Raw genomic sequence first — 26,526 nt, forward strand, 5'->3', positions numbered from 1 at the left:
TATGGATTTCGTCGGCCCGATAAGCGAAGCGTCACCGGACATCGTGTTACGCCGCGTGTTTACGCGGATTCAGCGTCTTTAGCGGCGCAGAACCGGCATCGCATTTTGCTGGCAGCAGCAGTGCCATCAGCGCGGCCAGCGCCAGTGAGATTGCCAGGCAGTAAACGCCCGCATCTTTGCTGTACAGGGTGATGAGTACGCCGACCGCGTAAGGACCGCAGAAGCCTCCAAGGTTGCCGAGGGCGTTGATAACCCCACGTGCGCCACCGGCCATTTCCGCGCTGAACAACCGCGCCGGAATGGTCCAGAACACGCCCGCAGCCGATTGCAGGAAGAAGCCACAGCCGACCAGCGCGGCATAAGCCAGCCAGACGTTATTTTTCAGCGCCACGGAGAGGAACATGCACAGGGCAAAGCCAATCAGCGGCAGGCAGACGAACAGCTTGCGTTTACCGGTGCGGTCAGAGAGAGAAGAGAACAGGAACATCCCGGCAATTGCGCCAACGTACGGCAGAATGGCGAGCATACCGACCTGTCCCATGCTGCTGTGCGTCAACTCTTTGAGGATGGTCGGCAGCCACAGGGTGTAACCGTAAATCCCGGTTTGGTAGAAGAAATTCAGTGCGATCAACTGCCACATGGTTTTATCGGACAGCACCGCGCCCAGAGAGGCATTTTTGACTTCGGTTCCGGCAATAGCTTTTTGCTCGGCGGCCAGCGTTTCAACGAGGTAATTTTTCTCGGCGTCAGAGATCCAGCGTGCTTCCTGCGGTCGGTCGTAAACGGTATAGGCCCACAGCACCAGGACCACAATGGAGAGTAAACCTTCAATAATGAACAGCCAGCGCCAGTCGAGCACGGTGATGATCCAACCCGAGAGCGGGGCGGTAATGATCCCGGCAATCGGCACAAACATAATCACAATCGCATTGGCGCGACCGCGCTCGGCGTCGGGGAACCAGTTGCTGATCATCGTCAACACAACCGGCAGCATGCCGCCTTCGGCAACGCCGAGTAAAAAGCGCAAAACCAGCAGTTGATACTGATTAGTGATCAATCCCGTCAAAACGGAAATGACCGCCCAGGCAACCAACGACCAGCCGATAAATTTCTTGCCGCTACCGTGTACGGCAATTTTTCCGCCGGGAACCTGTAAAAACAGATAACCGATAAAGAAAATACCGCCAGCCAGTCCCGCCATGGTGGCGGAAATACCTAATTCGGCGTCCATGCCGCCCGGCATCGCAAATGCGATATTAACGCGGTCCATATAAGAAATAATACAGGCGATGAGAATGGGTGGAATAATTCGCAGCCAGCGCTGACGGGGTATATCTTTGAGTGTAGGGCGAGAGGTCATGTTCATATTAATATTCTCGTAGAGTAGTATGTTATTTTTATAATTTTGTTTTGCTTAATGCAGCGATACCGTCGCGCAATATTGCTACGCGATGATCCACATCTGCATTGGCATTTATTTCCAGTAATTTAATACCGGCAAATTGCAATGGCTCGGTTCCTGCGCAGGCGAATAATTCGCGGGCATGGTCGGTGGTCATCAAGCTTTGCGGGCAGAAAGGAGCAAACGGCGCGTGTAAGTCCTGCCACTCGCCATACTCTCCCGTGATTGTGGTGCCGGAAAACATCAGCGCGCCCAATTTACCGGCCTGTTGGACCTGCTGCGTGTGGGTCAGCGGTAGGGCGAGGTTCTGCCCTTCAATGGCCGATCGCGCCCAGTTAATGCACACGCTGATGTCATATCCGGTTATTGCGTCCAGCACGTTTTCTAACGGCAAAAAGCCTTTGCGTGGCGCAGGGCCCGTCATGGCATCGCAATGCTCCAGCACCAGATCGCAGGACCAGTCCCAGTGGGTAATTTCTTTCAGTGAACGAGCGAACGCGTCGGTGGCCTGGGCGACGTTCGGGTTGCCTGCCAGCGGGGCAGCGTGCAACTCCAGCGCGATCACTTTTCCGCCATTAGTTGCATTGATATGGTTGATTTTCTGGTGCAGATGGCGGTAATACGCCACACAGGCTTTACGCTGATCTTCGTCGCTGGAGGCCAACCCGAAACCACCCTCAGTACCGCGGCGGCGCATGGTTTCCATAATGGCCGTGACCACGATTTGCCAGTCGCCCGGCGTATGGCGCAATAACCATTCGTCGCCCAACGGATGCAGATGTTCAAGGCAGGGCTGTTCCAGTCCGCGAATATCCGGGGTATCGGAGAGCTGCCGCCAGAATTCCTTCTCTTCCTCTTCACTCTTTTGGTGAAATGAGGGTGCACAGGGGTACGCACCGATAATATAACCGGTTGTATTAGCTTTCATTTTTTGTGCTCCTTTTATAAAACTGAAATAGCAACCTTCACGACTATTTTGCGGATCGGTGTGGCGACAGTTTTATGACATCCCGGACGATGAACATCCTGCGGGAAAAATATGGCGTAACTTCCCGGAGTCATTTCAATAAAAGATTCATGTTCACTGGCGTGATAAAAAATAATATCGCGCTGTTCTAATAACGCTTCGCTGATTTCATTATTTCCGGTATCAATAGCGATACCGATTTTTTCTTCACCCCAGGCTAAAAACTGAATATCCAGATAGCGGCGATGCGCTTCCGGGCGATTTTCGGCTGGGTCACGGGTAGTTAAATCGATAATCTGCGCGAAGATATTTTTACCGTCTATCTCCACCACGCCCGGCTCCAGTTTGCGGAAATCCGTGGTGCGCAGAAAATCGAGCGCCCTTTCAATCGCTGCGGGCAAACGACACGGATTAGGCTGAGCAATATGTCCAAAGATCATGGTGTTGCTCCTTACAGCGACTGAATTTTTGCCCAGACACTGTCATCAATGGTGATGCCGTTTTGGCGATTTTCTGCCAGTAGCTTTGTAAACTCGTGGCCCGGCAGACGAACAGGCGTGTTTTCATCAGCGCGTTCGGCGGTGGTGATGAAATCCATAATCCGCTGTAGTTTGGCATCGCGGGTGGCTCCATCGATTAGCTTATCCACTTCAATGGCGATGAAAATCTGTGAAACGCCATATTCATCGCTGTTATCCTGGGTGACTTCCGCCACGGAGGAACCGTCAGAAAGCAGGGTGGCAATCATATCCAGCACAATCGACAGGCCTGAACCTTTCCAGTAACCCATTGGTAAAATGCGGCGATTTTTTTCGATAACGCCCGGCTCTTTGGTGAGATTGCCTTCATCGTCAAAACCACCGTCTACCGGCAGTTCGCGACCAGCCAGGCGATTCACTTCCAGCATGCCGTAGGAGAACATCGACATCGACATATCAACCATGGTGATTGGCGTGGAGGGGATCGCGACAATCAGCGGGTTAGTACCAATACGGCACTCTTTCGAACCCCATGGCGGCATTACGGCAATCGAGTTGGTCCAGCAGATACCAATGTACCCTTTCTCTGCCGCCTGCCAGCCATAGCTGCCGCCGCGCATCCAGTGGTTGGCGTTACGCAGCGCGACCAGGCCGATGCCGTGATCGGAAGCCAACTCAATAGCTCTGTCCATCATCTTTTTCGCCGTCAGGTTGCCGATCGAACGCTGGGCATCCCATTGTTCAATCGCCCCCAGGCTGGTAATGCGCTGCGGTTTGGCCTCAGGAATGATGTCGCCGTTATCCAGTTGCTGAATGAAACGGGGGAAGCGATTCACGCCGTGCGAATAAACGCCGGACTCGGTGGTGCGCGCAAACATTTCGGCACAGGCATCGGCGGTTTCAACGGCGATACCGCGTGCCAGCAGTACCCGATTGAACGCATCTTTCAACTGCTCAAAAGTGACTTTCATTCCTGTTTCCTTGTTTAAGTTTGATCGCTTTTTTATCTCTAAATTTCACTATGCGAAATCTGATTTCAAATATAGCGATCAAATTTTGACAGATCAACGGGGTGGTCTATTTTTTAAAATCATCAAAATCAAATAGTTGTGTTTTTTCGGTTCAGATCGTGAACTGAAACACACTTTGCGCTACCATCAGAGCGCGACGAAAAGGGGAGCGGAAGCGATGGGCACCAAAGAGAGTGAAATGACGCAAGATAAAGAGAGGCCAGCCGGAAGTCAGAGCCTGTTCCGTGGTTTGATGTTGATTGAGATCCTGAGCAACTATCCGAATGGGTGTCCGCTGGCCCATTTGTCTGAACTGGCCGGGCTGAACAAAAGTACCGTGCATCGACTCCTGCAAGGCCTTCAGTCATGCGGATACGTCACGCCCGCACCCGCTGCGGGCAGTTATCGGTTGACCACTAAATTTATCGCCGTGGGACAGAAGGCGCTGTCGTCACTGAATATCATCCATGTTGCCGCACCGCACCTTGAAGCGCTGAATATCGCCACTGGCGAAACGATCAACTTCTCCAGTCGTGAAGATGACCATGCGATTCTGATTTATAAGCTGGAGCCGACGACAGGCATGCTGCGTACCCGCGCCTATATCGGCCAACATATGCCGCTGTACTGCTCCGCGATGGGCAAAATTTACATGGCGTTTGGGCATGCGGATTACGTGGAGTCCTACTGGGAGAGCCATCAGGATCTGATTCAGCCGCTGACCCGCAATACCATTACCGGTCTACCGGCGATGTACGATGAACTGGCGCAGATCCGCGAAAGCAGTATGGCGATGGATCGGGAAGAGAATGAGCTGGGGGTATCCTGTATTGCCGTGCCGGTGTTTGATATTCATGGCCGGGTGCCCTACGCGGTATCAATTTCACTCTCGACATCGCGACTTAAGCAGGTAGGGGAAAAGAATCTACTCAAGCCGCTGCGGGAAACCGCACAGGCCATTTCAAATGAGCTGGGCTTTACCGTTCGCGATTAGGCGCATGCCAGGCGTCATTCAGACACCTGACACTATTTAACCGTTTCCCCTGTCCGATCAAAGCGACAGGGGCAGTCTCTCTGGCAATCTGAAGTTTTCATGCAGAAGGAGGGGGCAATGAACGAGTTTATTATGGCGGATGCGGCAAAATGTATTGGGTGTCGTACCTGTGAAGTTGCCTGCGTCGTCGCGCATCAGCAAAACCAGGACTGTGCGTCGGTCTCTTCTTCTGCGTTTGTCCCGCGGATTCGGGTGATCAAAGACGATGCCTTTACAACGGCAGTCGCCTGCCATCAATGTGAAGATGCTCCCTGCGCGAATGTATGTCCAACGCACGCTATTCGCCGTGAACATGGACATATCTTCGTTGAACAAACACGATGTATTGGTTGTAAAAGCTGTATGCTGGCCTGTCCGTTTGGGGCAATGAATGTTGTCGCCCGCTCATCGCGGGTGCAGGCGATAAAATGCGATTTGTGCTGGCATCGCGAAACGGGGCCTGCGTGTGTTGAAGCTTGCCCGACAAGTGCGTTGCAGTGCGTAAGCGAGAATCAGATCGCGCAGCTAAACTGTGAAAGGCGTAGCCGTACGGCGTTTTCTACCTTTTGAACATTGAGCAAGGACGCATAATTATGGCATCAAACAAGCAAGCGTATCTCGCCGCTGCGAACAACGGTCTGTTTAAAACGGACTCCGAGTTTGTAGCGACCCCGCCACAACCCGTTACCCTTGAAGCGTTACAGGCGCGTGTGGAGGGGCAGACGCTATTTCCGGAGCTGTTGTCACGTATTGACGAAGAGAAAGAAGAACTGCATCTGACCTTTACCGCAGGCGGTGAGCTTTATCTTTATCGCGTTTCTCTCTTTAGCTGTGAGCACGATCCTTCCGCCCTGGAATACGTCCCTGGCGCACGTTCTGTTGCACCGGAAGTACTTTCTGAGATGGCAGATTATCGCCAGCGAATCTCAGTCACGACCCGTTTTAGTAATGATGTTTTCCTGAGCTGGCAGCAGGCGATCAAAATTGTGGGACTGTTGGTGCCGGACCTGCTGGTGGCCCAGGACGCTAGCGCAGGCGGTAGGCTGTTTTCCCGCGAGCGGTTACTGTTTGAAGCGCGTTTTCCGGCGCGGCCGCGTGCAGATACACTGTATGCGATCCACGCCGTTCACGATGATGAAAACGATCATTACTGGTTGCACACGCATGGCCTGCGGCGGTTGGGTTTACCGGAGTGCGAGGTGATTATTCACCAGCCGGTGGAAAATCTGGGCAGCATTGGCTACATGATTGAAGCGTTTGTGAATATCTGTATTGACGATCGCGGCATGTATTGTAATGAACCGCTGATGCTGGCGCGAACTCACGAAGGCGAGCAGTATATTGTGGCCATTCCCTGGGAACAGGGACTTAGCGTGATCGAACATGGCGGCAACCTGAACCTGTTGCCTGAGATCGCAGAGAGGGTGGGTGATATCTCAGATTTACCTTCCGGGCGTTTTTCCGGCGATCTGGCCGATCGGGAAGATGAGCATAATGGCCCGTCGTGCCTGTTGTTCCGTCTAGCCGATGAGCGTGGCGGCATTGGCAGCGTGATTGACGGTGGGCTGGGTGGCGATCAAGTGATGTTCATGAAAAGTATCGCATTGTCGGATAGCGATGCGCAAAAAGCGCAAATGCGCTGGCCTTATTTCCAGCATATTTTTGAGACGCAGCATAATGAAATATCAGCGCCCCTTGTCAAAATCGGTGTTCCCTACGGCGATGACGATAAGCGCGAACATATGTGGTTTATGTTGCAGAACATCGCTGATGAACATCTGACAGGCGTATTAACCAATCAGCCGTATTACGTGCATCATATGCAGGAAGGCGAGCAATATACGTTACCGTTTACACTGCTCAGTGACTGGCGCATTTATCATCCGCGGGGAGTGTTTACCCCAGATAATATTTTCGAGCTGATATCGCACAGTTCGTGATGCTAGCGCCCGATACAAAACGGTATCGGGCGACAAAAATCAGTTGCTCCCTTCGCTCCAGGCGCGCTCGATCTCTTCCGCCAGAATTTTCACCCCAGCTTCGATTTTCTCCGGCTCCGGAACGTAGTTCATCCGCATGCACTGATGGGTATGCGGCCAGGGTTTATCCAGACCCGGGAAGAAGTAGTCACCGGGAACCATCAGTACGCCGCGCGCTTTCAGGCGCTGATACAGCAGCTCGGTGGTGATCGGCAAATCTTTAAACCATAACCACAGGAAAATCGCGCCTTCCGGTTTATGAATCAGGCAGCGATCTTCAGACAAATAGCGGCGAATGATCGCAATCGTCTCCTGAACACGCTGATAATAAAACGGTTTGATTACCGTTTCGGAGAGGCGCAGCAGATCGTTACGTTTAATCATCTCGCACATCATTGCCGGCCCCATTCCGCCAGGCGCGAGGCTGATGATGCCGTTCATATTGGTGATGGCGGTGATGATTTTTTCATTCGCGATGATGATGCCGCAGCGGGAGCCTGGCAGGCCCAGCTTCGAAAGGCTCATGCACAGCACAATGTTGGGGTTCCACAGCGGGCGCGCTTCGCTAAAGATGATGCCGGGGAACGGTACGCCATAGGCGTTATCAATCACCAGCGGGATCCCATGCTGGTTGGCCAGCCGGTCCAGCTTCATCAGCTCTTCGTCGGTGATCACGTTGCCTGTCGGATTCGTCGGACGAGACACGCAAATCATCCCCGTCTCTTCACCAATATGCAGGTGTTCAAAATCAACGTGATACTTAAACTGGCCTTCCGGTAACAGTTCGATGTTTGGGCGCGCGGAGACAAAGAGTTCCTCTTCCAGCCCGGAATCGGCATAACCAATGTATTCCGGGGCTAACGGGAACAACACTTTTTGCGTTGTGCCGTCGGCGCGACGTCCGGCGAACAGATTGAATAAGTAGAAAAACGCGCTCTGACTGCCATTTGTCAGAGCAATATTTTGTGGCTCGATATCCCAACCCTGCTTCTCACGTAGCAGTTTCGCCAGCTCAGACAGTAGCTCGGTTTTTCCTTGTGGACCGTCATAATTACAAAGCGCATCAGTGGCTTTGCCGTTTTCCAGCATATCTGCCAGCAGAGACTGAAAGTAATTTTGCATCTCTGGAATTTGCGCCGGATTACCGCCGCCAAGCATGATGGCGCCTGGGGTGCGTAAACCGTCGTTGAGGTCCTCCATCAGGCGTGTGATGCCTGAATGGCGGGTGAATTTGTCGCCAAAAAGTGAGAATGTCATAGCAGGTGGTCTGTCGAACTGAGTAGTAAAGTGGCTAACCATAGCGCTACCCATGGCAGGGTGCAAATCGGGGGCATCAGGTTGGATTGAGGTTTTGTGCTGTAGATTTTTATCTGGCTGGTTTTTTATGTTGAATCAGGCTTCCCGCTGCGTGCACAGCGAGAAGCCGGGCGCGTCAGGGCTGACCGGCCCACACCACCATCACTTTGTCGTCGCCATGTTCGCGGATAAATCCGTATCCCTGCTTCAGGGGCAGCGTGGTTTGTTTACCGGCGCCAATGGCCGGATGTCTGGCCCTGAACTGGCTGATACGTTGCCAGTGTGCGACGCTGGCGGCAGATTTCCCGGTCACATCCTGCCAGTTCATCTCCGAGCGCGTCCCCTGTAATGGATCTGAGCCGGTTGGGCCAAAGGGGCGGGCCGACTCGTCGCCATAAAAGAGTTGTACCGCGCCAGGCGCCAGCAGCAATAGCTCGGCGGCTTTGTCTCCACCTTCGCGGAACAGACGCGTATCGTGTGAGGAGAGATAGCTCAGAACGTTAAAGTCCTGCAGTTTATCCGCCATCTGCTGCCAGGTGGGGTCCATATTCGCCAGACACTCGACGGCTTTTGCCGCTTGCTCCTGGTAGTCGAAATTGATCATCGCATCGAAGCCGTGACGGTAATAGTCGCTTTGCATCACGCCGTGGCCCCAGGCCTCGCCGGTCATCCAGAAGGGTTTATCATCCAGCGCTTTGTCAGGGTTGGCTTTCTTCCATTCGACCAGCGCCGTGCTGGCCTGTGTTTTTAGCTGCTGCCAGGCGGGAAGTTCGACGTGTTTAGCGGTATCGACCCGAAAGCCGTCAATCCCGTAATCACGCACCCACTGACTGAGCCAGTGCGTCAGATAATCCCGGGGCGTGTATCCGGCGATAGCTTTAGCGTGCGTATCCGGCTTGTGCTGATAAAAATGTGGCAGCCCGGAGGGCGTGGTCGATTCGGTTTTCAGGTCGGGCAGGAAGGCCAGCGACATGGTGAGGTCGTCAAAGCCAGGATTGTCGTAATCGCCAATATCGGTGCGGATCCAGTTTTTCCCCCACCATTTTTCCCAGCCGGCTTTATCGCTGAAGTTGATGTAATCATTAAAGCTGTGCCAGCTCTGCCCGGCGGCCGGTTTCCAGTCAGTCCAGTGTTCGCCGAGCGTTTTTTTCAGCTCATCGCCCGATAAGTACAGCGCCCCAAACTGATATTCCTGCATATCCGCCAGGGTGGCGTAGCCGGTATGGTTCATTACCACATCAAACAGAACACGGATGCCGCGCTGATGTGCGCCATCAACCAGCGTGCGCAGGTCTGCTTCGTCACCCATATTGGCGTCGAGCGTGGTCCAGTCCTGAGTGTAGTAGCCGTGGTAAGCGTAGTGAGGGAAGTCGCCTTTGGTGCCACCACCGACCCAGCCGTGGATTTGCTCAAACGGCGCACTGATCCACAGGGCGTTGACGCCCAGTTGTTGCAGGTAGTCGAGTTTGCTGGCGAGCCCGCGCAAATCGCCGCCGTGGAAGGTGCCAATTTCCTGCATGCCGTCGCTGCGACGCCCATAGCTGTGGTCGTTACTCGGATCGCCATTTACAAAGCGGTCCGTCAGGACGAAATACACCGTGGCGTTATGCCAGTCAAAAGCGGCAGGGGCATCAGTTTCCGCCCGTTCGAGCAGCAACAGCCCGTTACTGGTTGCGGCGGGCTGCAGGGTAATCGCCCCGTTTTTTACCGTCGCGGTTTGCTGGCTGTAGAAATCACGTACCACGGCACCTTCCGGGAAGGTCTGGCTCACGTTCAGCGTGACCGGCGCACCGTCCCATTTCGGGCACTGGCGAATCTGGGTCGTGACAGGGTCTGCGGCGCTTTTTACCGAGAGCATCAGCGTTGGCGTGCCGGAGCGGGTATCCACTTCCAGCGTGTAATCGCCGTCTTTGAATAAGCGCCACTGCGGCGGAGCGCCTTCACACGGTTTTAGCGACAGCATCTGGTTGAGTTTTATCGCATCGGCGGGCTGCCAGCACTGTTGGTCAAAATTCAGGGTTAAAGGACGAGTACCCTTCGTCAACGCTGCATGGCTGACGAATTTACCCGTACCTTCCGCTTCGAAGGTCGGTAGTCCTTGAGAAGTCCATGATGAAGCGATGGCAATGCCGGGTATGAGCGCCAGCGCAACGGCGGCAAGTTTCATAATGCTGTCCTTGATGCTGCGATTTTCGCCAGTTTGCCAGTGAAATCAGGCCGGAAACTCCTCCTTAGAGTCGATTCCGCCAGGAGGAGAAGTGAGGGTGAGTTAACGCGCGCAAAAAATAAACTGATTTTGCGATAACCCCCACATTTTCTTCGAATTAATGGCGCCCAGAACTGTTAGTGCGTGACATAGTTTCAGAATTGGACTATTCCTTTGGGTGCTCTTGACAGCTATTTTTGATATGATTTGAGATTCATCTCTCATTTTTGTGAAAAATATAAGGTGTTGGAATGTATAAATCCGACCAGGAGACCTAATGATATTGACTCCCATTCGACGATATGGGGCAATGATTCTTATGTTACTCACCGTTGCATTTTCGGGTGAGGTGCTGGCAAAGACACACACGGCGACAACGAGTCACAAGCCCCAGATAACCAAGGCAAGTAATAAACAGGTTAGCAGTAAACAAGAGTATTCTCGCAATAGTGCAAAGAGTAGTTCACTTCCTGATTTGCGAAAATACCCTTCCGGAACACCAAGGAAAAAAGCGTTTCTCCGGACGGTTATGCCTTATATTACCAGTCAAAATGCTGCCATTACGGCGAACCGTAACTGGCTGATTTCAAAACAGTACCAGAACCGCTGGTCACCGACTGAGCGTACGCGGATGAAAGACATCGCGAAGCGCTACAAAGTGAGCTGGTCTGGTAACACGCGTAAAATTCCGTGGAATACGCTGCTTGAGCGCGTAGACATTATCCCGACCAGTATGGTGGCAACCATGGCTGCGGCCGAAAGCGGCTGGGGCACGTCGAAGCTGGCGCGCAGCAACAACAACCTGTTTGGCATGAAATGTGGCAAAGGTCGTTGTAACAATGCACCAGGTAAGGTGAAAGGCTACTCACAGTTTGAATCGGTGAAAGAGTCGGTGAATGCTTACGTCATCAACCTGAACACGCATCCGGCTTACTCTTCCTTCCGTAAGTCACGCGCGCAGCTGCGTAAAGCCGATCAGGAAGTCACCGCTACCGCGATGATCCATAAGCTGAAGGGTTACTCCACTAAGGGACAGAGCTACAACAACTATCTGTTCGCAATGTATCAGGATAACCAGCGTTTAATCGCCGCGCATATGTAATTTCGCGTGCTGATCCGGTCTACAAGTCATCTCGTAGGCCGGATCAGACGAAGCCGCCATCCGGTAATTCCCCCTATAGCAACACTTCACTGTTCACATCGCGATACTCTTTTGGCGTCGTGTCGTACTCTTTCTTGAAGACCGAATAGAAATACTGCAGAGACGGATAGCCGCACATCTGTGAAATTTCGTTGATTGAAAGTGTGGTAGAAATCAATAGGCTACGCGCTTTTTCCAGCTTTTCGGCATGAATCACAGCGTGGATAGTCTCGCCGACCTCTTCTTTAAAGCGCTTCTCCAGGTTCGAGCGTGAGATTCCTACTGAATCCAGCACCTGTTCAACCTTAATACCTTTACAGGCATGATTACGGATAAAGTGCATCGCCTGAATGACCGCCGGGTCGGTTAAGGAACGGTAGTCGGTTGAGCGACGTTCAATGACACGCACCGGAGGAACCAAAATGCGTTGCAGCGGCAGTTCCTCGTTCGCCAGTAAACGGTGCAGGAGTTTAGCAGCCTGATATCCCATCTGCCTGGCTCCCTGAGCCACGGATGACAGCGCCACCCGGGACAGGTAGCGGGTCAATTCTTCGTTGTCTATTCCTATCACGCACAGTTTTTCCGGTACCGGAATATGCAGGTGTTCGCAGACTTGCAGGACGTGTCGTGCCCGCGCGTCGGTAACGGCGATAATACCGGTTTGCGGTGGCAGAGTTTGTAGCCAGTCCGCCAGTCGATTTTGCGCGTGCTGCCAGTTCTCCGGCGCGGTTTCCAGCCCCTGATAGACGACACCGCGGTACTTCTCTTTGGCAACCAACTGGCAAAACGCATATTCACGTTCCGCGGCCCAGCGTTTACCGCTTGAGGAGGGCAGGCCGTAAAATGCAAAGCGGTTAACTCCCTTCTCTTTCAGATGCAGGAAAGCGCTTTCTACCAGCGCGTGGTTGTCGGTGGCGATGTAATGTACCGGTGGGTAATCTTGCTCCAGATGGTAAGAACCTCCAACGCCGATGATGGGAACATCGACATCGGCAAGTAATTGCGCAATGTCATCATCGTCATAATCAGCAATAACGCCGTCGCCTAACCAGTCTTTAATATTATCGATACGGGCGCGGAAGTCTTCCTCAATGAATATATCCCACTCGGATTGCGATGCCTGTAAATATTCACCCACTCCTTCTACCACCTGGCGGTCGTAGGCTTTATTGGCATTAAATAGCAGAGTGATGCGGTGACGTTTATCAAACATAAGAACCTGTCCTGGAAAGGTTAACGTGGGCCTGTCGATACTAGCAAAACCGCAGGTACGACTGCTTGATGAAGCGTGACAAATTTCTTATTTGCCTGGCGCTACGCAAAATTCACATACTGTCAGCGGGATGACAATTGTCATTTTTTATCTACGCATTACGGTTTTTTGTTTAATGGCTAACCTTCGATCGCGATCGCTTTTTTATTTCTTTTTTCAGCGCGTTTTTTTGGGAGCCAGCGCACGTTTGGGTATTCTCTTAATAGCGGTGTGAAATAACGTAATTGAGCAATAAATCAGGAAATTCCAGTATAGCCATATCGCAGTTTACTTGCCGTATTACCTGATTATGGAGCTTATTATGCCGGCTTATTTTGACCAACTCGATCGTGTTCGTTTTGAAGGCACTCAATCCACCAACCCGCTCGCATTCCGCCATTACAACCCTGACGAAATCGTGTTGGGCAAGCGCATGGAAGATCATCTGCGTTTTGCGGCCTGCTACTGGCATACCTTCTGCTGGAACGGTGCGGATATGTTCGGTATGGGGGCTTTCGATCGCCCATGGCAGCAGCCTGGTGAAGCACTGGCGCTGGCGAAACGCAAAGCGGATGTGGCATTTGAGTTCTTCCACAAGCTGAACGTGCCTTATTACTGCTTCCATGACGTGGATGTTTCGCCGGAAGGCGCGTCTTTGAAAGAGTATAAAAACAACTTTGCGCAGATGGTTGATGTGCTGGCGGCAAAACAGGAACAAAGCGGTGTGAAGCTGCTGTGGGGAACGGCAAACTGCTTCACCAACCCACGCTACGGCGCGGGCGCGGCCACGAACCCGGATCCGGAAGTGTTCAGCTGGGCCGCCACGCAGGTGGTTACGGCTATGGATGCCACGCATAAGCTCGGCGGCGAAAACTACGTTCTGTGGGGCGGTCGTGAAGGCTATGAAACACTGTTGAATACCGATCTGCGTCAGGAACGTGAGCAGATTGGCCGCTTCATGCAACTGGTGGTGGAACACAAACACAAAACCGGTTTCCAGGGCACTTTGCTTATTGAACCGAAACCGCAGGAACCGACCAAACACCAGTACGACTACGATGCGGCGACCGTGTACGGATTCCTCAAGCAGTTCGGTCTGGAAAAAGAGATCAAACTGAATATCGAAGCCAACCACGCCACGCTGGCAGGCCACTCGTTCCATCACGAAATTGCTACCGCCATCGCGCTGGGTCTGTTTGGTTCTGTCGATGCCAACCGTGGTGACGCACAGCTGGGCTGGGATACAGACCAGTTCCCTAACAGCGTCGAAGAGAATGCACTGGTGATGTATGAAATCCTGAAAGCGGGCGGCTTCACCACCGGCGGCCTGAACTTTGATGCCAAAGTGCGTCGTCAGAGTACCGATAAATACGATTTGTTCTATGGTCATATTGGCGCGATGGATACCATGGCGCTGTCGCTGAAAATTGCGGCCCGTATGATTGAAGACGGTGGTCTGGATCAACGCGTGGCTAAACGCTATGCCGGTTGGAATGGTGAGCTGGGCCAGCAAATTCTGAAAGGACAGATGACGCTGACGGAAATTGCGCAGTACGCTGAGCAACACAACCTGGCGCCGGTGCACCAGAGTGGTCATCAGGAATTGCTGGAAAATCTGGTAAACCATTATTTGTTCGACAAATAACGGATCTCTGAGAACGTCGGTAAGCCCGGTCAGCTCGCGCTACCGGGCCTTTCTTTAAGGAACGATGCCCTATGTATATCGGGATAGATCTAGGTACATCAGGCGTAAAGGCTATTCTGCTCAATGAGCAGGGCGATGTGGTCGCTTCGCACACGGAGAAACTCACCGTCTCGCGGCCTCATCCGTTATGGTCTGAACAAGACCCTGAGCAGTGGTGGCGGGCAACGGATCGTGCGGTGACAGCGCTGGGCCAGCAGCATTCACTTCGCGAAGTGAAAGCGCTGGGGATTGCCGGACAAATGCACGGCGCCACGCTACTGGACGAGCAACGGAAGGTATTGCGTCCAGCTATCCTGTGGAATGATGGACGCTGTGCTGAAGAGTGCGTGATGCTCGAGAACCTGGTTCCGCAGTCGCGCGCCATCACCGGCAACCTGATGATGCCTGGCTTTACCGCGCCAAAGCTGCTGTGGGTGCAGCGCCACGAACCGGAGATTTTCAGCCGGGTTGATAAAGTCCTGCTGCCGAAAGATTACCTGCGCCTGCGTATGACCGGCGATTTTGCCAGCGATATGTCTGATGCGGCAGGTACGATGTGGCTGGATGTCGCGAAGCGTGACTGGAGTGATGTCATGCTGGCCGCCTGTAAGCTGACTCGTGCGCATATGCCTGCGCTCTATGAAGGCAGCGGTATTACCGGAACATTGTTGCCAGAGGTCGCCCACGCCTGGGGTATGCAGGAGGTTGCGGTGGTTGCCGGCGGCGGCGATAACGCGGCGGGAGCAGTGGGTGTGGGCATGATGAATGCCGGTCAGGCGATGTTATCGCTGGGTACTTCCGGGGTCTATTTTGCGGTCAGCGACGGCTTTCTCAGCAAACCGGAAAGCGCAGTCCACAGCTTTTGCCATGCCTTGCCTGAACGATGGCATCTGATGTCCGTGATGCTTAGTGCGGCGTCCTGCCTGGACTGGGCGGCAAAATTAACCGGACTGGCGAGCGTTCCTGCGTTGATTGCTGCTGCGCAAGAGGCGGATGAACACGCTGAGCCGGTCTGGTTTTTACCCTATCTGTCCGGGGAACGTACGCCGCACAACAACCCACAGGCAAAGGGCGTATTTTTCGGTCTGACGCATCAGCACGGGCCGGCGGAACTGGCGCAGGCGGTGCTGGAAGGCGTGGGTTTTGCGCTGGCCGATGGTATGGACGTGGTTCATGCCTGCGGCGTGCAGCCCGCCAGCATCACGCTGATTGGCGGCGGGGCGCGCAGCGAATACTGGCGTCAGATGCTGTCTGACATCAGCGGATTGCAGCTGGATTACCGTACCGGCGGCGATGTCGGTCCTGCACTCGGCGCGGCGCGACTGGCGCAAATTGCCATGAATCCGCAGCGGCCTTTATCAGACCTTCTGCCTCAGCTTACGCTGGAACAAGCGCATTATCCGGATGCCGGGCGCCACGCGCTTTACCAACAGCGTCGGGAAACCTTCCGCCAAATCTATCAGCAATTAAAACCGCTGATGTCCTGACCCTAAATCCCCTCTGGTAAACAGTGGGGATTTATCAAATATATATTTCAATCTAATAAATAATTAGCGTGCATGAATTTATTCTGAAAGTCCGGCGTAGTGGCATTTTTCTGTGTTGTCTTTAGCGGGTTATTCATATTGTATCCATGATGGATAAGGAGATCCCAATGAAGACGACAAGGCTGTTGCCATGGATATTATTCCTCTCTGGCGCGTTGATTTACGTTATTGGCTTATGGCGAGCATGCCCGTTATTGAGCAGCAAAGGCTATTTTTTTGGTGCGCTGATGACGGGAATGTTTGTGACGTACGCTTACCAGCGTGCTGAAAATCTCAATCAGAACGACGAACGCTTCGCTTCCGTGTGTCAGATGGTGGCGCTCATAACGATCGGATTGTTGCTGGTGGGGGTGTGGAATACCCCGTTAGCACCCATCGAAATGGGGCTGTACCCGGCGGCATTCTTTGTGTGTTTACTGGGGCAAGTTTTACTCATGCGCCCAGCAGAATATTTATCTAAAGGACAGGAACTCTAAATGGAAAACAGGACATCAACTTATTCACCCGCATTTAGCATTGTGTCGTGGGTCGCGCTGCTCGGCGGTATTGTGGTTTATCTGTTGGGGTTGTGGAACGCCGATATGCAGTTGAACGAAAAGGGGTATTACTTTGCTGTTTTGGTGCTTGGTTTGTTTTCTGCTGCGTCTTATCAAAAAACGGTACGGGATAAATATGAAGGGATCCCGACTACGCCGATTTACTACGTAACCTGCCTGGCCGCGTTTGTTATTGCGGTGGCGTTGTTGGTTATCGGTTTGTGGAATGCCACGCTGCTGCTAAACGAGAAAGGATTTTATGGCCTGGCCTTCTTTTTGAGCCTGTTTGGTACCGTTGCGGTACAGAAAAATATCCGTGATGGTGGTTTGGATCAATCAAAAGAAACGCCAGCAGTAGCGGAAGATTTTACAGAATGATCGCTTGCCCTCGATGGTTACCGATCGAGGGCTTTTCTTTTTAGCTCACCAGCCTGCGCGTATCGATACGCTGCAACAGTATGGACAACAGTAAACTACCAGCCAGCGTAGCGCTGAAAATCCACAGCATATCCAGCGGTGGCCAGCTCTTGAGTTCAAGGCCGTTGGTGCGCAGCGCGTGAATGATCAGCGCATGAAAGCCATAAATGCCCAGCGAGTGGCGGGAAATAAGGCCCAGTACCGGCAAAGTGCGCGTGCTGAGCGTATTTTTGACCAGCGTCAGGAGCGAGACGGCGCAAATAAACACTGCCGGACCGCAGTAGAGATACCAGGTATCGGCAAAATTGCCTCGCCAGCGCAGTTCATGCAACGTGCCCCGAGAAATAATAAACACCGCGGTGATGAACAACGCCGCACAGAGCAAGGTGAGCGTGCGCTTTTGCGTATCCATCATGCCAATCGCCCGACCCAGCAGGCCGTACACGATGTAATAGAAAGTGTCGCCACTGATGTACAGATTGATGGGCAGCCATTCAAAACCGCCAATTTTTTGCGAAACGGTGTTGGGATTGGCAATCACCCCAATCACTACCATGAGCGCCAGCAGCATCTTGCCGCTGATATTTTTCACCTGTATCAGCGGTGAAACCAGGTAGATGACGGCGATCGCGAAGAAAAACCACAGGTGATAGAACACCGGCTTTTGCAGCAGGTTTTTCAGCGACAGCCCGGCGTTGATCGAGGTAAACAGCAGGATATAGGCCAGCGCCACGCTGCTGTAAAACAAAATGCAGAGCGCGATGCGCGTGAAATGGCGCGGTTTGGCGCTGCGCTCGCCAAAAAAAAGATAGCCCGAAATCATAAAGAACAGCGGGACGCTGACGCGAGAGGCTGAATTGAGCACATTGGCCAGATCCCAATTCAACGGGCTGACGCTTTGCGCATTGGTGATGTACCAGGTCGTGGTGTGGATCATCACGACCATGAGACAGGCTATCCCGCGCAGGTTATCAATCCAGAAAATTTTGGGCTGCATCAGTTCCTCTGTATCCGTTAAAAAAAGTCTGACCGAAATTTTGCGCGCGTAGCTCACTGGAATAATCCGAGTTCTTACGCTAAAGCTTGAGATGGTCTGATGAGATTCTCAAAATAGGATCAGTTTCCAGACACTAATAATAAGACTGACCAGCAAACCAGGCGGTAATAAAATGATGATGAAGTATTTCTTTCCCGCGATTGCTACCCTCATGCTGGTAGCGTGCGCTAACACACAGCCGCCTGCACCCGCGCAGAAGGCGCAAAAGGTTAAGGTCAGTGCAACACGCTCGCTGGATATGGAGTCGCTGTGCAAAAATGAGGCGGCACAACTTTATAACACCGGCGCGCAGAAAATTGATATCTCCGGCCTGGAACAATTCCAGGGCAGCTATGAGATGCGTGGTTCGACCTTCCGTAAAGAGAATTTTGTCTGCTCTTTTGATGCAGACGGGCAGTTTTTGCACCTTTCCATGCGCTAAGTTCCCCCTTTTTCCCGTTTCGTACTGTATATCTTGCAGCCAGCGGGTATACTGACCGCTTCCTTTAAATCCACACGTATCCAGCACGAAATAATATGCAAAAGTTTGATACCAGGACCTTCCAGGGCTTGATCCTGACCTTACAGGATTACTGGGCTCGCCAGGGCTGCACCATCGTTCAACCATTGGACATGGAAGTCGGCGCGGGCACATCTCACCCAATGACCTGCCTGCGTGCGCTGGGGCCGGAACCGATGGCGACTGCTTATGTGCAGCCTTCTCGTCGTCCGACCGATGGCCGCTATGGCGAAAACCCGAACCGCTTACAGCACTACTATCAGTTCCAGGTAGTGATTAAGCCGTCTCCGGACAACATTCAGGAGCTGTACCTGGGTTCTCTGAAAGAGCTGGGTATGGACCCGACCATTCACGATATCCGTTTCGTGGAAGATAACTGGGAAAACCCGACGCTGGGTGCCTGGGGTCTGGGTTGGGAAGTGTGGCTGAACGGCATGGAAGTGACGCAGTTCACCTACTTCCAGCAGGTTGGTGGTCTGGAGTGTAAACCTGTGACCGGGGAAATTACCTACGGTCTGGAACGTCTGGCCATGTACATTCAGGGCGTAGACAGCGTTTACGACCTGGTCTGGAGCGACGGCCCGCTGGGTAAAACCACTTACGGCGACGTGTTCCATCAGAACGAAGTGGAGCAATCCACCTACAACTTCGAATACGCCGACGTGGACTTCCTGTTCACCTGCTTCGAGCAGTACGAGAAAGAAGCGCAGCAGCTGCTGGCGCTGGAAAATCCGCTGCCGCTGCCTGCGTATGAACGTATCCTGAAAGCCGCCCATAGCTTCAACCTGCTGGATGCGCGTAAAGCGATCTCCGTCACCGAGCGTCAGCGCTATATCCTGCGCATTCGCACCCTGACCAAAGCAGTGGCAGAAGCTTACTACGCTTCCCGTGAAGCCCTTGGCTTCCCGATGTGCAACAAAGACAAATAAGAGGCGGCCATGTCTGAGAAAACTTTTCTGGTGGAAATCGGCACTGAAGAGCTGCCACCAAAAGCACTGCGCAGCCTGGCTGAGTCCTTTGCTGCGAACGTTACTGCGGAGCTGGATAACGCTGGCATCGCGCACGGCAACGTGGAGTGGTTCGCCGCGCCGCGTCGTCTGGCGCTGAAAGTCGCGAATCTGGCGCAAGCGCAACCTGACCGTGAAGTTGAAAAACGCGGCCCGGCCATTTCCCAGGCGTTTGACGCTGAAGGAAAACCGAGCAAAGCGGCAGAAGGTTGGGCGCGTGGCTGCGGCATTACGGTTGACCAGGCTGAGCGTCTGACCACCGACAAAGGTGAGTGGCTGCTGTATCGCGCGCATGTGAAAGGTGAAAGCGCTGAAGCGCTGCTGCCGAATATGATCGCCACCTCTTTGGCGAAACTGCCTATCCCGAAACTGATGCGCTGGGGCGCGTCTGACGTGCACTTCGTGCGTCCGGTTCACACCGTGACCCTGCTGCTGGGCGACAAAGTCATTCCGGCAACTATTCTGGGTATTCAGTCAGATCGCGTGATCCGCGGACATCGCTTTATGGGCGAGCCGGAATTCACCATCGATTCTGCCGATCAGTACCCAGAAATCCTGCGTGAGCGCGGCAAAGTGATTGCAGATTACGCTGAGCGTAAAGCGAAAATCAAAGCCGATGCTGAAGAAGCGGCGCGTAAGATTGGCGGTAACGCTGACCTGAGCGAAAGCCTGCTGGAAGAAGTCACCTCGCTGGTGGAATGGCCGGTAGTGTTGACTGCGAAGTTCGAAGAGAAATTCCTCGCGGTTCCGTCTGAAGCACTGGTACACACCATGAAAGGTGACCAGAAGTACTTCCCGGTTTACGCGAACGACGGCAAACTGCTGCCGAACTTTATCTTCGTTGCCAACATCGAATCGAAAGATCCGAGCCAGATTATCTCCGGTAATGAGAAGGTAGTTCGTCCACGTCTGGCGGATGCCGAGTTCTTCTTCAATACCGACCGTAAAAAACGTCTGGAAGACCATCTGCCGCGTCTGCAAACCGTGCTGTTCCAACAGCAACTGGGTACGCTGCGCGACAAGACTGACCGTATCCAGGCGCTGGCGGGCTGGATTGCTGGTCAGATTGGCGCTGACGTTAACCACGCAACGCGTGCTGGCCTGCTGTCTAAGTGCGACCTGATGACCAACATGGTCTTCGAGTTCACTGATACCCAGGGCGTAATGGGCATGCACTACGCGCGTCACGATGGTGAAGCGGAAGATGTGGCTGTGGCGCTGAACGAGCAGTATCAGCCGCGTTTTTCTGGTGATGACCTGCCGTCTAACCCGGTTGCCTGTGCCGTGGCGATTGCCGATAAGATGGATACTCTGGCGGGTATCTTCGGTATCGGTCAGCATCCGAAAGGTGACAAAGACCCGTTTGCGCTGCGTCGTGCCGCGCTGGGCGTACTGCGTATCATCGTTGAGAAGAACCTGAACCTGGATCTGCAAACGTTGACCGAGGAAGCGGTTCGTCTGTATGGCGATAAGCTGACTAACGCCAACGTGGTGGATGACGTTATCGACTTTATGCTTGGTCGCTTCCGCGCCTGGTATCAGGATGAAGGTTACACCGTCGATACCATCCAGGCAGTACTGGCGCGTCGTCCGACTCGTCCGGCTGATTTTGACGCACGTATGAAGGCGGTTTCGCACTTCCGTACGCTGGAAGCCGCGTCCGCGCTGGCTGCCGCGAACAAGCGTGTATCGAACATCCTGGCGAAGTCTGAAGAGACGTTGAATGACCGCGTAAATGCGGCAACGCTGAAGGAGCCGGAAGAAATTGCGCTGGCGATGCAGGTTGTGGTGCTGCGCGATAAGCTGGAGCCTGTTTTTGCAGCCGGTCATTACCAGGAAGCGCTGGTTGAGCTATCGGCGCTGCGTGAACCGGTTGATGCGTTCTTTGAGAAAGTGATGGTTAACGTGGAAGATAAAGATCTGCGTATTAACCGTCTGTCTATGCTCGAAAAACTGCGCGAACTGTTCCTGCGCGTGGCGGATATTTCTCTGCTGCAGTAATGGTCCTGAGCTGACTTAGAAAATGCCGGATGGCGGCTGTGCCTTATCCGGCATTTTTTTATGTTGTTAGCGCAGCTGTAATTTTGTCAGACAGGTCTGGCTGTCTTCCATCGTCGTGATGGGATACTGCGCTGTTTTACCGTTGTAGCTTACTGCGATGGTACCTGTCATATTGCGCGGTAACCATATCCCGACGAAGCCATTTCGACCGCTCTTCATCTCTTTTTGGACCACCACGCCCCCCTTGTTATCCGTCACTTTGACATTGAATGTTTTCTCCGGCATTTCACCCTGGCAGCCAGAAAGGCTGTGGTTGAAGCAAGGATGTGTTTGCCATTCATAAGGGGCAAATGACAGATAGAACTTGTCACCGAGCGGCAGGGTATAAATCTGATCGCCCGACGAGAGCTTTAATTCGGTACTGGTGATGGATGCGGAGTACGGCAGCGGGCGGCTCTGCGGCGACTGGTCAATGGTTTCGACGATTTGCTCGACGGATTTACCGCTGAGCCCATTCTCCGCCAGAAAAGTCGCTGGCGGGGTTGCAGCGAACGCGCTACCGGTTGTGAGCAAACCTAATATCAGCAGCAGTGAGGATTTCGACATAGCTTCAATTCCTTGTGAATGTTGTGGAATACAGACTGGCTCACTATAAAGCTTGCCCTTAGGGAAAGGTCAAAGGGACGACGGGTAAAGTAATGCAAAGAAGCGTTTGGGGGGAAGTCTTGCGAAGTACAGATAAAAAAAATCCCCGCCGTATGGCAGGGATTCAGAATTTTGAGCTTTTTAAGCTTACAGGCTGGTTACGTTGCCAGCTGCCGGGCCTTTAGCGCCGCTTTCGATGGTGAAGGAAACTTTCTGACCTTCGTCCAGAGATTTGTAGCCATCGTTCTGGATAGCAGAGAAGTGTACGAACACGTCTTTAGAGCCATCGTCAGGAGTGATGAAGCCGAAACCTTTGTCAGCGTTGAACCATTTTACGATACCAGTCATTTTACCGGACATAGTGTATTACCTTTTAAAAAATAAGTGTGCCTTTCGGCGATATGGCGTGCTCTACAGATTTTTTAACAGTAAAGGAAATGCTCACTACGAGGGGTATCAACGATAACTCTTGAAGGGACTTGCCTTACTAACTGCTGTAATGGTCTGTACGTCAAACCGTTGAGGGCATTAACTCATTTTACGCATGTGGATGCAACTACTATTTTCTTATTTGTGGATACTCTCCGTAAGGGAACGGTCCTTTTACCGGACCGTTCTTAGGTAAAATTGAAAAATAGTTCAATCCATCAATTGCTTACTTAGTCTTGGGTCTGCCTGAATCAGGCGCATTAACTTCAATTCGGTACTGGAAGGCTTTACGCGTTTAGACTCCCATTCATGAACCATTGCGACCGTCACGCCCATCACCCGGGCAAAATCGTCTGTTTTTAAACCTGTCCCTCGTCGTAGCTGTTCAAATTCGGTGAAAGGGTTGGTTTTTTGCGTCAGAGTGACCGTCTGCGATACATCTTTAAAAACAATCTGCTCCAGACTGCTCAGCAGTTCAAACATAGGATCTTTGTATTCCATTGAGAACTCCTACAAATCACACAGCGGGATCGTGAATTTCATCGAAGCTCATTAAGAGTAGTCGGAAAAAATGAAGCCGGATTTAAGCTTTGCGTGATGGATTCGTTTCAGCGGATCGTGGCCGATAATCTTTTGCAGGCTAACGAACTGATAACGGTCGGGATCTCCGAACGAGCGAACCCGATTGTAAAGATGACTAAAATATGACGCCGTGGGGCAAATGCAGCATTGTTTAGCAAAACGAAGGGTGGCGGGAGTGGTTATTTTCCCCCACAAGATTACGCGGAAAGGGTATCTTGCGGGGCTGACCTGGACTATCCTTGTCAACGTCAGGCACGCGGGTGTCGTTGTGCGCATTTTTGGGTGAAAGGAGTATTAAAATGGCGACAGGTAAGTCCTGCTCTCGCTGGTTTGCGCCTGTTTTGGCGCTCTTAATGGTAGTTGGCCTGAGTGGGTGTTTTGATAAAGAAGGCGATCAACGCAAAGCGTTTATCGATTTTCTGCAGAATACTGCAATGCGTAGCGGAGAGCGTTTACCAACGCTGACCGCCGATCAGAAAAAACAGTTTGGCCCGTTTGTGTCCGATTACGCGATTCTGTATGGCTATTCACAGCAGGTTAATCAGGCGATGGATTCCGGTCTGCGTCCGGTGGTTGATAGCGTAAATGCGATTCGTGTTCCTCAGGATTATGTGACTCAGCGTGAACCGTTGCGTCAGGCAAATGGTGCGCTGGGCGTGTTAGGGCAACAGTTGCAGAATGCGAAACTGCAGGCGGATGCTGCGCATGGCGCGCTGAAGCAGGGCGAGGATCTGAAGCCGGTCTTTGACCAGGTCTATAACAAAGTCGTCACTGTACCTTCAGAGGCGTTACAGCCGCTGATTCCTGCCGCGCAAATCTTCACGCAGCAGTTAGTGCAGGTCGGTGATTTTGTCGCGCAGCAGGATACACAGGTGAGCTTTGTCGCCAACGGTATCCAGTTCCCAACGTCACAGCAGGCAAGTCAGTACAACACGCTGATTGGCCCGTTGGCTTCTCAGCATCAGGCATTTAATCAGGCCTGGACTGCTGCGGTGAATGCCGCTCAGTAATTAAGACGCTGTAATACATGAAAGGCCGGGTGAGCGTAAGCGCTACCCGGCCTTTTGTTTATGGCGCAACCTGCGGGTTCACGCAGTTTTTCTCAAGGCGTCCTTGCAGCGCATCGATTAAATTATCCACCGCACAGGCCGCCATGTTATAGCGTGTTTCATGCGTGGCTGAACCAATGTGCGGCACGGCAACCACGTTTGGCAGCGACAGCAGCGGTGAGTCCGCCGGTAATGGCTCCTGCTCAAACACATCCAGGCCTGCGGCATGAATTTCCCCATTTTGCAGGGCGGCAATCAGTGCTTTTTCATCAACCACTGGTCCACGTCCGGCATTAATGAAAATGGCGGAAGACTTCATTTTGGCGAACTGTTCGGTGCTGAACAGATGATGCGTTTCTTCGGTTAACGGCAGGATCAGGCAAACAAAATCAGACTCCTGCAACAGCGTATCAAGATCGCAGTAACGTGCATTGAAGCGCTCTTCCGCCTCCTGGTGATGACGACGCGCGTTGTAGAGAATTGGCATGCTAAAGCCGAAATGCGCGCGTTGTGCCAGTGCCAGGCCAATACGGCCCATGCCGACAATCCCCAGCGTTTTGTGGTGTACATCGGTACCAAACCAGTCCGGCCCGATACTTTTGGTCCATTCGCCAACTTTAACTCGTTCAGCGACTTCTACCACGCGGCGAGCGGTGCTTAACACCAGTGCCATCACCGTATCGGCGACGGTTTCCGTCAGCACGGTTGGCGTGTGCATCAACAGCACCTTACGCGCGTTGAGAGCATCGACGTCGAAGTTGTCATAGCCTACGGAAATCGTGGATGTCGCCCGCAGCCTGGGCATTTTCTCCAGCAGGGCGGTATTGACGGCTTCACTGGAGCCCAGCAGACCTTCTGCATTGGCAAAAGCGTCGGCGTGCTGTGTGACCGTTTCCGGGCGCAGGTTAGGCACCTGAGTCACAGTAAAATGCTCTTCCAGGCGATGCAGTAAATCGTCAGGTAACGCTTTATAGAGAATAATGGACGGCTTCATGCGAATCTCCGTAAGTTAAAATTTAAGCGTGGCGTGCGCCAATAGGTAGCTGTTGATTATTAGCAGGCTTAACGATCAAAGTTAGCCATACTGAGACAAAAAGCGCTACCCCCATAAAAATGTACGAGGCGGACGGGCTGCCGGTTGCGCCATTTAGGTAGCCGACAAACCATGAACCAAAGAATGAACCTAGCGCGCCCATGCTGTTTATCAGCGCCATTGCCCCACCGGCGACGTTGCGCGGCAGCATTTCCGGAATGATGGCGAAGAAGGGGCCATAAGGGGCATACATTGCCGCACCCGCAATAACCAACAGCGTGTAAGAAATCCAGAAGTGGTCTGCGCCCACGGCCCAGGAGCCGATAAAAGCGAAAGCGGCAATGAGTAACAGCGGCCAGACAAACAGTTTACGATTTTGCAGCTTATCGGAGGCCCAGGAGACGAGGATCATCGCCGCCGTCGCCGCCAGATACGGTACGGATGACAGCCAGCCAACCTCTACCATCCCCAGATTTGCACCGCCGTTGCGGATAATCGACGGCAGCCACAGGACAAAACCATAGACGCCAATACTCCAGGCGAAATACTGCATGCACAGCAGGATCACGTTACGTGAGCGGAAAGCCTCGCTGTAGTTACGTACGGCTTTGATGCCTTGCTGCTCTTTTTCCAGTTGCGCCTGAAGCGCGGCTTTTTCAGATTCTGACAACCAGCCGACCTGAGACGGTTTGTCTTTTACCAGCACCCACCAGCAGAATGCCCAGATGATGGCCGGGAAGCCCTCGATGATAAACATTTCCCGCCAGCCCAGCGCCTGAATCAGGTAACCGGAAACCACGGACATCCACAGGACGGTGACCGGATTACCGAGGATCAGGAAGGTGTTAGCGCGCGAGCGCTCGGATTTTGTAAACCAGTTGCTGATATAAATCAGCATTGCCGGCATCACGGCGGCTTCAACGACGCCAAGAATAAAGCGAATGGCGGCAAGCATTGGAATATTGCTGACCATCCCGGTTAACGACGCGCAGGCACCCCAGAGGATCAGACAGACAAAAATCAGTTTTCGTACGCTGCGGCGTTCGGCATAAATTGCGCCCGGGATCTGAAAGAAGAAATAACCAAGGAAAAACAGCGCGCCCAGCAGGGAAGAGATCCCTTTGGTAATGCCGAGGTCCTCGTTGATACCTGCGGCGGAGGCGAAGCTGAAGTTCGCGCGGTCAAGGTACGCCAGGCTATACGTGATAAACACGATTGGCATGATGTACCACCAGCGTTTTGCTGCATTAGTTGAGCTATTCATAGACTGCCCTC

General features: G+C 52.9%; 25 protein-coding genes. 12 read left to right on the plus strand and 13 right to left on the minus strand.

Translation table 11 applies throughout. The features are described from left to right. Window positions 1-46: 46 nt before the first annotated feature. The 4 genes from WHR59_RS00815 to yiaK are packed head-to-tail and all read right to left on the minus strand — an operon-like array spanning window position 47 to window position 3,819. Window positions 47-1,366: an MFS transporter gene (locus WHR59_RS00815; protein WP_043018700.1), complete on the minus strand. Its 1,320-nt coding sequence runs from the start codon at window positions 1,364-1,366 to the stop codon at window positions 47-49. 31 nt (window positions 1,367-1,397) lie between these two features. Further along, window positions 1,398-2,330, minus strand: a complete 933-nt coding sequence (locus tag WHR59_RS00820; protein ID WP_172862503.1) for a DUF4862 family protein — start codon at window positions 2,328-2,330, stop codon at window positions 1,398-1,400. Window positions 2,331-2,344: 14 nt separating this feature from the next. After that, the gene (locus tag WHR59_RS00825; protein ID WP_047407940.1) at window positions 2,345-2,809 is read right to left on the minus strand and encodes a YhcH/YjgK/YiaL family protein; all 465 of its coding nucleotides are present in this window, start codon (window positions 2,807-2,809) and stop codon (window positions 2,345-2,347) included. Window positions 2,810-2,820: 11 nt separating this feature from the next. After that, window positions 2,821-3,819, minus strand: a complete 999-nt coding sequence (gene yiaK, locus WHR59_RS00830; RefSeq protein ID WP_043018697.1) for a 3-dehydro-L-gulonate 2-dehydrogenase — start codon at window positions 3,817-3,819, stop codon at window positions 2,821-2,823. Between the two features lie 217 nt (window positions 3,820-4,036). On the opposite strand from yiaK, the gene yiaJ reads away from it, so the two are divergent. From yiaJ to WHR59_RS00845, 3 genes are all read left to right on the plus strand, one after another. Continuing rightward, a complete protein-coding gene (gene yiaJ, locus WHR59_RS00835; RefSeq protein WP_043018696.1) occupies window positions 4,037-4,852 on the plus strand; it encodes an IclR family transcriptional regulator YiaJ in 816 nt (271 codons plus the stop codon). 117 nt (window positions 4,853-4,969) lie between these two features. Next, complete coding sequence (locus tag WHR59_RS00840) at window positions 4,970-5,461, plus strand: 4Fe-4S dicluster domain-containing protein (protein ID WP_043018695.1); 492 nt, start codon at window positions 4,970-4,972, stop codon at window positions 5,459-5,461. A gap of 23 nt (window positions 5,462-5,484) precedes the next feature. After that, complete coding sequence (locus WHR59_RS00845; protein WP_172862501.1) at window positions 5,485-6,831, plus strand: DUF4026 domain-containing protein; 1,347 nt, start codon at window positions 5,485-5,487, stop codon at window positions 6,829-6,831. A gap of 39 nt (window positions 6,832-6,870) precedes the next feature. Here WHR59_RS00845 and avtA read toward each other — a convergent pair whose 3' ends face one another. Together avtA and malS are read right to left on the minus strand one after the other, a co-directional pair. Beyond that, window positions 6,871-8,127 (minus strand): valine--pyruvate transaminase, encoded by a 1,257-nt coding sequence (avtA, locus tag WHR59_RS00850; RefSeq protein ID WP_075145492.1) that lies wholly within the window; start codon window positions 8,125-8,127, stop codon window positions 6,871-6,873. A gap of 175 nt (window positions 8,128-8,302) precedes the next feature. Then, complete coding sequence (malS, locus tag WHR59_RS00855; RefSeq protein WP_172862499.1) at window positions 8,303-10,333, minus strand: alpha-amylase; 2,031 nt, start codon at window positions 10,331-10,333, stop codon at window positions 8,303-8,305. Window positions 10,334-10,649: 316 nt separating this feature from the next. Between malS and WHR59_RS00860 the strand changes: the two genes are divergently transcribed. Then, entirely contained in the window at window positions 10,650-11,474 is an 825-nt protein-coding gene (locus WHR59_RS00860; RefSeq protein ID WP_338843526.1) for a protein bax, read from the plus strand. A 73-nt stretch (window positions 11,475-11,547) separates the two neighbouring features. Here the strand turns inward: WHR59_RS00860 and xylR are convergent, their stop codons facing one another. Then, entirely contained in the window at window positions 11,548-12,726 is a 1,179-nt protein-coding gene (xylR, locus tag WHR59_RS00865; protein WP_043018691.1) for a D-xylose utilization transcriptional activator XylR, read from the minus strand. A gap of 361 nt (window positions 12,727-13,087) precedes the next feature. Between xylR and xylA the strand changes: the two genes are divergently transcribed. The 4 genes from xylA (at window position 13,088) to yiaA (ending at window position 16,910) form a co-directional block, all read left to right on the plus strand. Next, window positions 13,088-14,410, plus strand: coding sequence for a xylose isomerase (gene xylA / locus WHR59_RS00870; protein ID WP_003024252.1), 1,323 nt, complete (start codon window positions 13,088-13,090; stop codon window positions 14,408-14,410). 71 nt (window positions 14,411-14,481) lie between these two features. After that, on the plus strand, window positions 14,482-15,936 hold the full coding sequence (gene xylB / locus WHR59_RS00875) for a xylulokinase (RefSeq protein ID WP_199995049.1): 1,455 nt from the start codon (window positions 14,482-14,484) through the stop codon (window positions 15,934-15,936). A gap of 167 nt (window positions 15,937-16,103) precedes the next feature. Continuing rightward, window positions 16,104-16,472 carry an inner membrane protein YiaB gene (gene yiaB / locus WHR59_RS00880; protein ID WP_047407954.1) on the plus strand — a complete coding sequence of 123 codons (369 nt, stop codon included), beginning with the start codon at window positions 16,104-16,106 and terminating at the stop codon, window positions 16,470-16,472. Next, the gene (gene yiaA / locus WHR59_RS00885; RefSeq protein ID WP_075145496.1) at window positions 16,473-16,910 is read left to right on the plus strand and encodes an inner membrane protein YiaA; all 438 of its coding nucleotides are present in this window, start codon (window positions 16,473-16,475) and stop codon (window positions 16,908-16,910) included. 40 nt (window positions 16,911-16,950) lie between these two features. Here the strand turns inward: yiaA and WHR59_RS00890 are convergent, their stop codons facing one another. Then, on the minus strand, window positions 16,951-17,946 hold the full coding sequence (locus tag WHR59_RS00890; protein ID WP_087050766.1) for an acyltransferase: 996 nt from the start codon (window positions 17,944-17,946) through the stop codon (window positions 16,951-16,953). A gap of 172 nt (window positions 17,947-18,118) precedes the next feature. Between WHR59_RS00890 and WHR59_RS00895 the strand changes: the two genes are divergently transcribed. The 3 genes from WHR59_RS00895 (at window position 18,119) to glyS (ending at window position 21,513) form a co-directional block, all read left to right on the plus strand. Further along, window positions 18,119-18,427 (plus strand): YsaB family lipoprotein, encoded by a 309-nt coding sequence (locus tag WHR59_RS00895; protein WP_193145673.1) that lies wholly within the window; start codon window positions 18,119-18,121, stop codon window positions 18,425-18,427. Window positions 18,428-18,522: 95 nt separating this feature from the next. Then, a complete protein-coding gene (gene glyQ / locus WHR59_RS00900; protein ID WP_001168551.1) occupies window positions 18,523-19,434 on the plus strand; it encodes a glycine--tRNA ligase subunit alpha in 912 nt (303 codons plus the stop codon). A 9-nt stretch (window positions 19,435-19,443) separates the two neighbouring features. Next, window positions 19,444-21,513: a glycine--tRNA ligase subunit beta gene (gene glyS, locus WHR59_RS00905; protein WP_338843527.1), complete on the plus strand. Its 2,070-nt coding sequence runs from the start codon at window positions 19,444-19,446 to the stop codon at window positions 21,511-21,513. A 66-nt stretch (window positions 21,514-21,579) separates the two neighbouring features. Here glyS and cueP read toward each other — a convergent pair whose 3' ends face one another. From cueP to WHR59_RS00920, 3 genes are all read right to left on the minus strand, one after another. Beyond that, window positions 21,580-22,119, minus strand: a complete 540-nt coding sequence (gene cueP, locus WHR59_RS00910; protein ID WP_043018683.1) for a copper-binding periplasmic metallochaperone CueP — start codon at window positions 22,117-22,119, stop codon at window positions 21,580-21,582. Window positions 22,120-22,305: 186 nt separating this feature from the next. Beyond that, entirely contained in the window at window positions 22,306-22,518 is a 213-nt protein-coding gene (gene cspE, locus WHR59_RS00915) for a transcription antiterminator/RNA stability regulator CspE (protein ID WP_000014594.1), read from the minus strand. A 279-nt stretch (window positions 22,519-22,797) separates the two neighbouring features. Next, window positions 22,798-23,088 carry an HTH-type transcriptional regulator gene (locus tag WHR59_RS00920; RefSeq protein WP_005133819.1) on the minus strand — a complete coding sequence of 97 codons (291 nt, stop codon included), beginning with the start codon at window positions 23,086-23,088 and terminating at the stop codon, window positions 22,798-22,800. A gap of 380 nt (window positions 23,089-23,468) precedes the next feature. Between WHR59_RS00920 and WHR59_RS00925 the strand changes: the two genes are divergently transcribed. Beyond that, window positions 23,469-24,179 carry a DUF3053 domain-containing protein gene (locus tag WHR59_RS00925; protein ID WP_016154915.1) on the plus strand — a complete coding sequence of 237 codons (711 nt, stop codon included), beginning with the start codon at window positions 23,469-23,471 and terminating at the stop codon, window positions 24,177-24,179. A gap of 58 nt (window positions 24,180-24,237) precedes the next feature. Here WHR59_RS00925 and ghrB read toward each other — a convergent pair whose 3' ends face one another. Both ghrB and WHR59_RS00935 read right to left on the minus strand, forming a co-directional pair. Further along, window positions 24,238-25,212: a glyoxylate/hydroxypyruvate reductase GhrB gene (gene ghrB, locus WHR59_RS00930; protein WP_338843528.1), complete on the minus strand. Its 975-nt coding sequence runs from the start codon at window positions 25,210-25,212 to the stop codon at window positions 24,238-24,240. Between the two features lie 22 nt (window positions 25,213-25,234). Then, window positions 25,235-26,515 (minus strand): MFS transporter, encoded by a 1,281-nt coding sequence (locus WHR59_RS00935; RefSeq protein WP_003827389.1) that lies wholly within the window; start codon window positions 26,513-26,515, stop codon window positions 25,235-25,237. Window positions 26,516-26,526: the final 11 nt, after the last annotated feature.

The organism is Citrobacter europaeus, from assembly GCF_037482245.1.
Classification (GTDB): Bacteria; Pseudomonadota; Gammaproteobacteria; order Enterobacterales; family Enterobacteriaceae; genus Citrobacter; species Citrobacter europaeus.